Origin of the sequence: Streptomyces sp. URMC 123, assembly GCF_051386515.1 — a bacterium.
Lineage (GTDB): Bacteria > Actinomycetota > Actinomycetes > Streptomycetales > Streptomycetaceae > Streptomyces.
Genome location: NZ_JBPQTV010000235.1, coordinates 1 through 10182, shown reverse-complemented (window position 1 = coordinate 10182; position 10182 = coordinate 1). Strand labels below are relative to the sequence as shown.

Below are 10182 nucleotides of genomic sequence, written 5' to 3'. Positions count from 1 at the left end.
GGGCATAAAATCACACATACACCCCCTTCGGGGCGATGGGACGCCGTACGCGGGCAGGTGCTGGCATGACCTCGTTCTCGGCCGAGCAGAGAGTGCGGGCGCCCCTGCTGACCGCCGGGTGGCTGGAGCAGTCGTTCGTCCACTGGCCGTACCCCCCGGACCAGGTCCAGGCGCTGCTGCCGGACGGCCTCACGGCGGATGTCCTCGACGGCGCCGCGTGGGTGGGCTTCACGCCCTTCGTGATGGCGTCGGTGAAGCTCGCCGGGGCGGTGCCGCTCCCGAACCGCGAGTTCCCCGAGGCCAATCTGCGCACCTACGTCCGCCTGCCCGGCGGCGAGGACGGCATCTGGTTCCTGTCCATCGAGGTCGGCAATCCGCTGCTGCTCGCGGCCCGTGCCATCGGTGTGCCGTACCACGTGGCGAGGCTGCGCGTGGGACGGGAGGGGCGGGTGGTGCGCTACGCGGGTGAGCGGCGCGGCGGGGGTGGCGGGCGCGGCCCCGCGTACCGCCTGGCGGTGGAGGTCAGCGCCCCGGTCGAGGCGGCGACGGAGCGGGACGTGTGGCTGACCTCCCGCTGGCGGTGCTTCACCCGGCGGGCCGGGGTGATCCTGGCAACCCCGGTCGAGCACGAGCCCTGGCCCCTGGCGCGCGCGACCGTGCTCGACCTCCGGGAGGACCTGACCGCCCACGCGGGGCTGGCGGCCCCCGTGGGCGACCCGGTCGCGCACTTCTCCCCGGGCGTCCGCCGGGTCCGGCTGGGCGTTCCGCGGCGCGCCCGCCTCCACGGGGCGGGCTGAGGACTGAGGAACCGGGCGGGCTGAGGAACCGGAACCGCCGCCTTCGCGGGCCGGCGGCTCAGCCGTCCTTGCCCATGGCCCTGCGGACCGCGTCCCTGGTGCGGTCCATCAGCGCGGCGACCGGGCCCAGGGCGACATTGGCCGTGGCGGACTCCACGCCGGGGTGCGGGCGGGTGGGCGCCATGGCCTCGGCCGCCTTGACGCCCTTGGCCAGCGAGGCCAGCATGGCGGGCTCGGCGCCGCGGCGGATGTGGATGAACTCGTACCGCTCCTCCGCCCGCGCGTGCTCCTGGACGTCCGCGCGGAGCTTTCGCAGGCGGGGCAGGAAGTCGGGGTCGTCGGTGGCCATGCCGTCGAGCGCGGCGAGCGTCTCCTTGGCGGCCCGCTCCTCGGCGAGCCGGTCGTCGACGACCTCGTCGCCGCCGGGGACGCGGCGGCGGGCGAAGGGGTGGACCACTTCCTCCTCCGCGGTCTCGTGGACCGCCAGGAGGCGGACGAGCCTGCGAAAGGCGTCCCGCCGGGCGTCACCGGTGGCGAGCTCGACCTCGTCGAAGAGGTTGCGGATGTCGCCGTGCTGCCGCATGAGCAGGGCCACGACGTCGTCGTCCGTGGCCGTGTCGTCGCCGGCCTGGGGCGTTTCGATCCGGGACACGTCGTCGCCTCCTACTTCTCGCGGGTCTTCCCGCCGGTCTTTCCGCCGTTCTTCCCGCCGGTCTTCTCGCGCAGGGCGGGGTCGGGGTGCGGGCCCTCCGTCTCCAGGCGGTACTCGCGCCCGAACACCTCGCCGTGCCGGGCCATGACGCGCTCGCTGGGCGGCTCCTCCCCGCCGTTGAGCCGCGCCTGCATCTGCTCGAAGCGCTCGTGCGCCTCCCGTACGTAGCCGGCGCCCAGGGTGGTGAGGTCCAGCTGAGTGTCGAGCAGCTCGCGCACGTACGCCTTGTTCGGCTCGAACGTCAGGACGTTCGGCAGCTCCGGGGCCAGCACGGAGGCGGGGTCGCGGCCGTCGTGGCGGCGCATCAGGTCGCAGGCGAGGTGGAGGTGTTCGAGCTCCATGTTCAGGTGCAGCTCCCAGACGGCCTTGACCTTGGGGTCGCTCTCCTGCTCCATGAAGGAGTAGTACAGGTAGCACTCGTTGTACTCGTGGTTGACGAGCTGCTCCCACCAGGTCTCGCCGGGGTCGACGAGCGACTCGTAGTGGGTGACGTGCTCCTCCTCGATGAGCCCGATCTCCTGGTAGAGCTGGCGCGCGATGGGCTCCATACAGGTGGGCCCGGTGTTCATGTAGAAGTTCATCGTCTGCTGCTCGGCCGACATGACCGTCAGCGCGTGCAGCTTGGAGAGCGGGTTCGTGGTGGTGCGGTCGTAGGGGTCGCGGACGTTGTCGTACGGGTGCCGGTGGTGGTACTTCGTCGGGCGCCCCGGAATGACCTCGGTGAGGTTGTCGACGATCGACTCGGCCTTGCGGTGCTCGATCATCTCGTACAGGTTGGCGTACCGGTACAGGTGGTCGAAGTCCTCCAGCACGCCGAACTGGTAGGCCTGCTTGAGGTACGGGTCCGGCTCCATCCGGGCCACCCAGGCGGTGAGGTCGACCGCGACCTGCTCGTACGCGATCGTGGTCTCCAGAATCGAGGACACGCCGGGCAACAGCCAGTTGACCACCTTCTGCTGCTGGGCCTCGATGTAGCGGGTCTGCGCCAGCTGCCGCTTGACGTCGGGATCGACGGTGTTTCTGGCCAGCTGGTGGCTGAAGAGGATCGCTTCGACCTCGATGCCGTTCATGGTGATGATCCGGCAGCGGGTGTACGGATCGCAGCGGTCCGGGTCGATCGGCTCGACGTCGAGCTCACGCCAGTTCCTGACCTGGCGGTCCAGCGGGATGCCGCGCTGCTCCAGCGGATTGAACGCCATCCGGTCCTCCTCGATGGGGATGCGCGGCCGGGTACCCAGGAAGGCGCCGGGGGAACGGCGGAGTCCGGGGCTTGCTCCATCCGTGGCCGAACCCGCCCGTCGGCCGGCCGGCGGGCGGAACCGGACCGCGCCGGCTGCATAACGGGCTGTGACGGGGGAACCTGCCTCCGCGACGAGATGAGGGTGGGACGAGGGCGAGAGGGGTGCCGGTGGGGACGACGAGCGGAGAAGCGGCGGAGACGGACGCGGGAGCGGGGGCGGAGACCGGCTCGGCGGCCGGTGGGGCCGACGCGGAGGCGGCGACGGAGGGTCGGCCGCTGGGCGGTTACGCGGCGGCGATGGCCGCGTACGCCGCCTACGCCGGGGGCTGGGCGGCCCTGATCCGGCGCTCGGGCCGCCGGCTGCCGGAGCGGCACGACGCCCGGGACATCGCCCTGACGGCGGTCGCCACGTTCCGGCTCAGCCGCCTGCTGACCAAGGCCGCGGTCACCCGCCCGCTGCGGGCGCCCTTCACCACGTACGAGGGCGCGCAGGGCCCGGCGGAGGTCAGCGAGCGCTCGCGCGGCGGCCACCGGCACACGGTCGGGGAGCTGATGACCTGCCCGTTCTGCATGAGCCTGTGGGTGGGCACCGCGCTGACCGCGAGCCGCTGCCTGTGGCCCCGGGCGACCGGCACGGTCACGGCGGTCCTTGCCTCCGTGGCGGGAGCGGACGCGCTGCAGTTCGCGTACACGGGCCTGATGGAGAAGGTGACCGGGGACGACTGACGCGACGGACGCCGTGGCGGCGTAGTGGTCCCGCGCGCGGAGGTGGCGGAAGCGGAGCGCGACTGGCGGGCGGCTTCCATCAGCCGGTGGCACCGGCGGGATTCCGCGTGTTCAGCAGCGTGGGTTTGCCGAACTACGAGGACCCGTATGGGAAGACCGCGCCTGGAGCCGATAGCGGACCAGGGCTGGTAGGACGTCGCGGGACGCGGGCAGGCCGTCGGCCTGTCCGCTCCGATGTCCGACCCCCGCCTGACGGCCGCGGCCATGGGCCCCGGCGCGCTCTGCGGCACCGGGGGGCCTTACCTGAGCGGTCACAGCTTGGCAGTGCCATTGGGCACCACGAAGGGGAACGCACCAGCGAGGCGCTACCCGTCCGGGCTAATCACGCGCATGCGTCTCTTCGTAACGTGCTAAAGGCCGCTTTCCTGGCATAGCTCTGCGAAAGGGAAGTCGGTCCGCGAAGGGGGAAAATCATGCGCGTGAAAATGACAGCGTCGCGGCGCCGGGGGGTGTTCACGGCATTCACGGCAGCGGCCTGCACAGCAGTACTGCTCTTCTCCCAGGGCAACGCCTCCGCGGCCGCCGCGGGGCGTCTCCCGGACCAACCGCAGGCCGGCACGACGTTCCGAGCCGCCAACGCGTCACCGCTCGATCTGGTGAGCGACGGGGTCAAGGTGGGCACCTGTCAGGTGAAGGGCGACAAGGTGGAGTGCACTGTCCCGAACGGCGGTTCGGTCGACACGAGTGACGGTCTGGGTAAGTTCATTCCCATCACTCCGGAGGGGACCGAAACGGTGTCCCACAGCCTCAACTGGTATGACCCCCTCGGAGAGCCGCTTCGCGTCTCCTGACGGCCGCAGCCATGGGCCCCGGTGCTCATCGGGTAGCGGGTCATGAGGCGGGGCGGGTAGTCGTTGCCGTGGCGGACGCCCATGAAACGCGGTCATAGGTTCCGGGCATGTCGCTGGGCGCTGGGCGCGTCCACGGTGGCCACATGGGGCCGGTGCCCGGCTTCGGCGAGCTTTCGCGGGCCGCTTCCGTCAGATAGGGGTCGCTGTAGGCGGCGCGCAGCCACAATCCCGTGGGCAACCATGTCGGCTTGCCTATGTGGGCAAACGCCAGCTCGGGCCGTTGGGTGCGCCCATCCAGAGGGATTGGATCTGCGGCGTGACCGTGACGCCGAAGTCGGTGACCTCAGGAGTGCCGGCGGCGTGCCAGCGGGCGAGTGCGGCCTCGAACGCGTCCCACAACCTCACAAGGCCACCTTGGCGGACGCTCCACTCGTCGGTGGCCTTGGGCGTGAGGACGGCGAACGACTCGTCCGCAACGTTCAGCACATACGTGCACGGGGTGCCGTCGTCGGCCGGCATGGAGAAGAAGCGGGCGCTGGGCATGGCGAGCTGTGCGATGAACCCTGTGCCGGGATCGGTGAGTGTGTCGGGCCCGTGTGGGGTGCTGCGCGTGGTGCCCTGGTCCGGCGAGGGGATCATGCCGAGGTTTTCGGGGGCGTCCTGCTGGCGGGCGATCATGAAGCTCGGGTCGCCTGCGATGAAGCGGCCCTCGGCGCGGTCGTCGTGGTCGATGGTGAGGCGGACGAGGCCGAGGGAGCGCATCCAGCCGCGGAGGGTGGCGAGGATGAGCCCGCCGGGGCGGGTCTGCCGCACCCACGCGTGGGGGATGTGGCGGACGCCGCAGGTGGCGATGGTCCGGTCATAGGGGGCGCCGTCGGGGTCTCCGGCGAGACCGTCTCCGACGAGGAGGCGTGGGGTGTATCCGCAGCGGCGCAGCGCGTCGCGGGCGCGGGCGGCGACGTCGGGGTCGGTTTCGATGGAGGTGACCTGTTGGGCGCCGAGGCGGTGGCACAGGAGGGCGGTCGAGTAGCCCGTTCCGGTGCCGATCTCCATCACGTTCATGCCGTCGTGGACCTGGAGTTCTTCCAGCATGCGGACGACCAGTGCCGGCAGTGTCGAGGACGACGTCGGGTGCGCGCCGCGGATCGGCTGCGGGTCGCTCCAGTCGATCTCTTGCCGGTCGAACTGTGTGATGAGGGTTTCGTCGGCGTACGCCTGCTGAAGCCATTCCTTGACGCCGGAGAGTTCAGGGGTGACCGGCGCCCAGGTGGTCAGCCCGGGGGCGTCGGTTTCCCGGTAGAAGCGACGCACGAACTCGTGGCGAGGGACGGTTTCAACGGCGGCGTGCCATTGCGGGGAGCGTAGCCAGCCGCCCTCGGTGAGGCGCGCGACGAGTTGGTGCCGCAGGTCGGCGGCGATGGCGTCGGTGTCAGGTTCGGCGGTCATGGGTGCCTCGTTCCAGGAGATCAGCCAGGGCCGCGGTCATGGGCAGGCCCGTGGGAAGCTCCATCCATGCCCATTGCCCGGAGGGGTTGCACTCGATGAACGTCCACTCACCGCAGGGGGTGAGGGCGAAGTCGAAGGCGCCGAAGACGAGCCCGAAGTGGCGGAGGTAGGCGAAGAGCGCGCGTTCGACGTCCGGCGGTGGCGGGAGAGGGGTGTAGGTGTGGGTGCTGTAGTCGGTGCGCCAGTCGAGCAGTCCCGACTCGATGCGCACCGCGAAGACGCGATCCCCGATCACGGTCACGCGCACGTCGGCGATCTTGTCCACCTGCGCCTGGAAGAGGTGCATGGTGCCGGTGACCGAGTCGTCGATCTCGTCGGCCTCGACCACGGTGACGGGCACGGTCTGCGCTGTGCCGTCGACGAGGTAGAGCGGCACGGCGATGGGCTTGAAGATGACGGGCCCGTGTCGCTTGATGAAGGTGCAGGCGTCGTCGGGCCGGTTGGTGATCAGCGTGGGCGGAACGGTGAAGCCGCATGCTGCTGCGGCGGCGAGACCGGCGGGTTTGTACTCGGCGTCGCCGATGCGGTTGGGGTGGTTGACGTACAGGCAATCGGGGAGCGACACGAGGACGCCACCGAGCCCGTAACGGGCCTGGGCGGCGGCGAACCGTGCGTCCTGGGGGTCCAGGTGCGGGAAGGCGAACCCGGAGGGGCGCCGGTAGTACAGGGACCGGACGGCGCCGAGGTGGACGGTGCGGGTCGGGGTCTGCACGCTTCCGCGCCACCGCGTCGCTTCACCGCCGATGACAGCGGAGCACGACAAGGTGGCGGGGAAGTCACCGGAGTCGAACCGCACGACCGGGACACCCCGGTCGTGCAGCTCGGCGATCACTAGGTCCGCGGTCGGATCGTCCAGGTTGGTCACCACCGCGACCGGGCGAGAGTCCGTCACTGGTCGGTGTCGTTCCCCTGGTCGCTGTCGGGCGCATCGCCCTGCCGGTCACCCTGCCCGGTGGTCCCGGTGGGCGGATTGGTGCCCGACGACGTCCCGTGCCCCGGAGCCATGACCACCGTGCCGTCGGCCGCCAGGTAGCGGGCAATCTGCGTTTCGGCATCCAGCTCGACGCGGGCGTACTGGTGCGCCTGAACCGGTGGGTACGGGGCGACGCGGCGCAGCGCCCACGGTACGGAGGTCGGGTGCCCCTGGGGGAGCGGTGTCCCGGTGGGGAATCGGTTGGAGTAGGTGAACATCGCGTGCCTTTCCATTCGGAGACGGATAGGACTGTGCGGTGGTGCACCGCCTCGGCGGCTGGGCGTCGGTACCGGCCATGGCGGTGCCATCAAGCAGGGTGCGGTGCCCCCTCATGACCATCGCTGCCAACCGTTGAGCAACGCCCGGCAGGACCTGGCGAGGCGGGTCACACGACACTGCGCCGACATGAGGTCGTCGCCCCGCCCCTCCGACAGAGCCCATCGGGCCGTGTCGAGGGTGGCCTGAGCCAAGTACCAGTGGGGGCCACCGCGGTTCAGGCGATCCACCACGGCCTGTACGACGGGGCACATGGCGGCGATGTGATGGCGCAGCCGGTGCTCCAGGTCGGCCAACTCTTCGCGCGAGGGGCGGAGCCCAGCGGCCGCGAGCGCGGTATCGATCACCTGCGCAAGGCCCGGAACATCGACGTGGCCGCCTTCTCGTCCCGTGGCGGTCGGGTCTTTGCTCTCCGCGTTCTCGTGGACCGACGTGGCCGTGCTCCTCATGAGCAGGACCGTAGGTGGGATTGTTTCTTACGTTCCGTGGTGTTTCTCGATGTTTCTCACGGCCGTCGGAGGGTTTCGCGGTGGTGCTTACGTGAGGTCCAGGGCCGCTCGCGCTCGTGCGATCAGCCGGTGAGCGGGACGCCCATAGACCGCGGACTGGCGCAGAATGTCCCAGACGCGGAGGTACAGAGCGATGTTCTCGGCATCGTCCAGCCATAGTTCGGCGTGCCAGTCCTCAACGATGACCAAGCGCTCGTCGTAAATCCAGAAGCCGTTGGCCGGCGGGATGCCCAAGGAGGCCGTGAAGGGCACGATGCCCAGAGAGACCGTGTCGAGGCCGGTGGCGACGCCCATGAGACGGTCGAGTTGTCCGGCGAGAACGTCCGCGGGGCAAACGCGCGCGTACAGCGCCGCCTCGCCCATGACGATGTCGTACCGCTTGCCCGGCGCGTACAGCGTTTCCTGTCGCCTCATGCGCGCGCGTACTGCCTCGTCCACGTCTCTGACCGATTGATGAAGCTCGGCGTACCTCGTGAAGACATGGCGAGCATACTCGGCGGTTTGGAGGATGCCCACCAGCATCGCGGCTTCCCAGGCGCGCATGGTCGACGATCGCTGATATTCGACGGTCAGCGCTTCCTGTACCGGCCGGTGACCAGCGGCCAACTGCCGGCGCCAGCTGCGCTGATGGGTCTCCAAGCCGCGCAGGCGGGCCTTTAACTCCTCACCGGCCTCGGGCCTTCCCGTCTCCCGTGCCCAGGTCTCCAGGTCGTCGTGCGTGACCGTTTGCCGGCCGTTCTCCAGCTTCGACACCTTCGAATGCGCCCAGCCGCACCTTTCGGCCAGTTGGCGGACGGTGAGCCGCGCCTCGGTGCGCAGTTCGCGCAGCCGCGCACCGAGAGCCACCCGTCCCTGCTGGAAGTCGGTCGTCACCCACCGGAAGCTACCCGAGCGGAGAACTGTTCATGAGGGATGGCGTGGTGCCAAGCCGCGTCCCGCACTTGGCAGTAGCGGACGACCTTCACAGGGTCGGTGATCAGTTCGACTCCGGTCATGCGGTCCGCGTCGTCGAAGTGCAGTAGTGCGACCACGCGCGAGTCGAAGATCCAGAAATCCTCGGCGGGCAGCCCGAGGCGCTCGGCGTCAGTGCGCCGGAGGTTACGGATGTCCTCCCCCACGGCAGCATTCCGGCGGGCCCCGTCGAGGAGGTAGAGCTGGCCCGTAGTGGCTGGATCATCCACGATCCTGACGCGCTCGAAGCGCTTCCCGAGGGCTGTCTGTCGGCGGCGAGAGACGCACCAAGGGTCGTTGAGGTCGTAGCCGGCATCTTCGCCACGAGCGAACCGCTGGTACGTGTCCGTCTCGACATCCGACTGATAGGCGCGCCGGGTTTCCAGACGCCACGCCGCATGCTCAAACGTCTCGAACATGCCGTCGAACTCGTCGAAGCCGATCAGCACCGGCACGTGCTCCATCCCCTTGGGGCCGAAGTTCACGAGCAACTCCCGCGGCACGGTGACGACGCCTTCCCCAGCCTTGACGTTCTTGAGCTGAGCGATGTCCTCGGGATCGGTGACCTCGTCGCCCTGCACGAGGATGTCTCCCGTGTCGAGGTCTTCGTACAGCGTGGGACAGCCGTTGTTTCCGGAGTTCGTGCCGATCATCCACAACCTGCGAGCCACGAAGCATCTCCTCTCCCGCACACCGGCAAGCCACCGGTGAGGGGACGCACCGTAGCGATACAGCCGAGAAACACAACAGACCCTCATCGGCTGGCCGGCGCAGGCGGAAAGTCCGAGCGTTTCGGCCGATACTCCCCAGGGGCCGAAACCAAGCCGCCCCCGACCGCGTTTCCGCAGGTCAGGGGCGGGTGAGGCAGACGAGTCGAGCTGTACGCCGGGTTCTGTCTCCCGGGGGCCTCGCGGCCCTCGGGGAGGCGGTCATCCATCTAGGGCCGGCGTTGCCGCCGGCCTCGTGCGGTCTACCCGCGGACTCGGGCGGGCAGCCCTCGATCGTCCGCGCAGGGCCGTCCGGGGACGGCCCCTCTTGACCTTGCTCCGGGTGGGGTTTACCGAGCCGTCCGAGTCACCTCGGACGCTGGTGGTCTCTTACACCACCGTTTCACCCTTACCTGACGTCTCGCGACGCCCGGCGGTTTGCTTTCTGTGGCACTGTCCCGCGGGTCACCCCGGGTGGGCGTTACCCACCACCCTGCCCTGTGGAGCCCGGACGTTCCTCGGCAGGACCACAGGGTCCTGACGCGACCGCCCGCTCGGCTCGTCTGCCGTGATCCCCATGCTACCCGCAGGTACCGCCCCCTCCGCACCCGCCGCCCACCGGGTTGACCTTGCCGCGACGTCAACCTCTCTCATGGCCCCCATGCGGATCGGAGAGCTCGCCGCGCTCGGCGGCGTCACCACCAGGGCCGTACGCCACTACCACCATCTGGGCCTGCTGCCCGAGCCCGAACGTCGCGCCAACGGCTATCGGGAGTACGGGCTGCGGGACGTCGTCGAGCTCGTGCGGCTGCGCCGGCTGACCGAGCTGGGGCTGAGCCTCGACGAGGTACGGGACGTGCTGGCCGACGACGCCGGCCGCACCCTCCCCGAGGTGCTGGCCGAGCTCGACGCCGACCTCGCCCGCCAGGAGGCG

At 70.0% G+C, this 10182-nt stretch carries 12 protein-coding genes and 1 other RNA gene; 4 read left to right on the top strand and 9 right to left on the bottom strand.

Annotated features, from left to right (window positions below):
- Positions 1-65: 65 nt before the first annotated feature.
- The gene (locus ACSNOD_RS22945) at positions 66-797 is read left to right on the top strand and encodes a YqjF family protein (RefSeq protein WP_436768909.1); all 732 of its coding nucleotides are present in this window, start codon (positions 66-68) and stop codon (positions 795-797) included.
- A gap of 58 nt (positions 798-855) precedes the next feature.
- Here ACSNOD_RS22945 and ACSNOD_RS22940 read toward each other — a convergent pair whose 3' ends face one another.
- Positions 856-1449 carry a hemerythrin domain-containing protein gene (locus tag ACSNOD_RS22940; protein WP_436768908.1) on the bottom strand — a complete coding sequence of 198 codons (594 nt, stop codon included), beginning with the start codon at positions 1447-1449 and terminating at the stop codon, positions 856-858.
- 11 nt (positions 1450-1460) lie between these two features.
- Positions 1461-2708: a hypothetical protein gene (locus tag ACSNOD_RS22935; RefSeq protein WP_436768907.1), complete on the bottom strand. Its 1248-nt coding sequence runs from the start codon at positions 2706-2708 to the stop codon at positions 1461-1463.
- A gap of 209 nt (positions 2709-2917) precedes the next feature.
- Between ACSNOD_RS22935 and ACSNOD_RS22930 the strand changes: the two genes are divergently transcribed.
- The gene (locus ACSNOD_RS22930; protein ID WP_436768906.1) at positions 2918-3475 is read left to right on the top strand and encodes a DUF1360 domain-containing protein; all 558 of its coding nucleotides are present in this window, start codon (positions 2918-2920) and stop codon (positions 3473-3475) included.
- A gap of 473 nt (positions 3476-3948) precedes the next feature.
- Positions 3949-4326, top strand: a complete 378-nt coding sequence (locus ACSNOD_RS22925) for a hypothetical protein (protein WP_436768905.1) — start codon at positions 3949-3951, stop codon at positions 4324-4326.
- A 252-nt stretch (positions 4327-4578) separates the two neighbouring features.
- Here the strand turns inward: ACSNOD_RS22925 and tgmC are convergent, their stop codons facing one another.
- From tgmC to rnpB, 7 genes are all read right to left on the bottom strand, one after another.
- The gene (gene tgmC / locus ACSNOD_RS22920; protein WP_436768904.1) at positions 4579-5772 is read right to left on the bottom strand and encodes an ATP-grasp peptide maturase system methyltransferase; all 1194 of its coding nucleotides are present in this window, start codon (positions 5770-5772) and stop codon (positions 4579-4581) included.
- On the bottom strand, positions 5756-6724 hold the full coding sequence (gene tgmB, locus ACSNOD_RS22915) for an ATP-grasp ribosomal peptide maturase (protein ID WP_436768903.1): 969 nt from the start codon (positions 6722-6724) through the stop codon (positions 5756-5758). Before tgmB ends, tgmC begins: the two co-directional genes overlap by 17 nt.
- Positions 6721-7023 carry a putative ATP-grasp-modified RiPP gene (gene tgmA, locus ACSNOD_RS22910; RefSeq protein ID WP_436768910.1) on the bottom strand — a complete coding sequence of 101 codons (303 nt, stop codon included), beginning with the start codon at positions 7021-7023 and terminating at the stop codon, positions 6721-6723. The genes tgmB and tgmA overlap by 4 nt, the downstream gene beginning before the upstream one ends.
- A 111-nt stretch (positions 7024-7134) precedes the next feature.
- On the bottom strand, positions 7135-7530 hold the full coding sequence (locus ACSNOD_RS22905) for a DUF6415 family natural product biosynthesis protein (RefSeq protein ID WP_436768902.1): 396 nt from the start codon (positions 7528-7530) through the stop codon (positions 7135-7137).
- A gap of 87 nt (positions 7531-7617) precedes the next feature.
- Positions 7618-8463 (bottom strand): helix-turn-helix domain-containing protein, encoded by an 846-nt coding sequence (locus ACSNOD_RS22900; RefSeq protein ID WP_436768901.1) that lies wholly within the window; start codon positions 8461-8463, stop codon positions 7618-7620.
- Positions 8460-9212 carry a DUF6879 family protein gene (locus tag ACSNOD_RS22895; RefSeq protein WP_436768900.1) on the bottom strand — a complete coding sequence of 251 codons (753 nt, stop codon included), beginning with the start codon at positions 9210-9212 and terminating at the stop codon, positions 8460-8462. The genes ACSNOD_RS22900 and ACSNOD_RS22895 overlap by 4 nt, the downstream gene beginning before the upstream one ends.
- Positions 9213-9406: 194 nt before the next feature.
- Positions 9407-9810, bottom strand: an RNA gene (rnpB, locus tag ACSNOD_RS22890) — RNase P RNA component class A.
- Between the two features lie 99 nt (positions 9811-9909).
- On the opposite strand from rnpB, the gene ACSNOD_RS22885 reads away from it, so the two are divergent.
- On the top strand, positions 9910-10182 hold a 273-nt coding region (locus tag ACSNOD_RS22885), incomplete at its 3' end, for a MerR family transcriptional regulator (protein WP_436768899.1).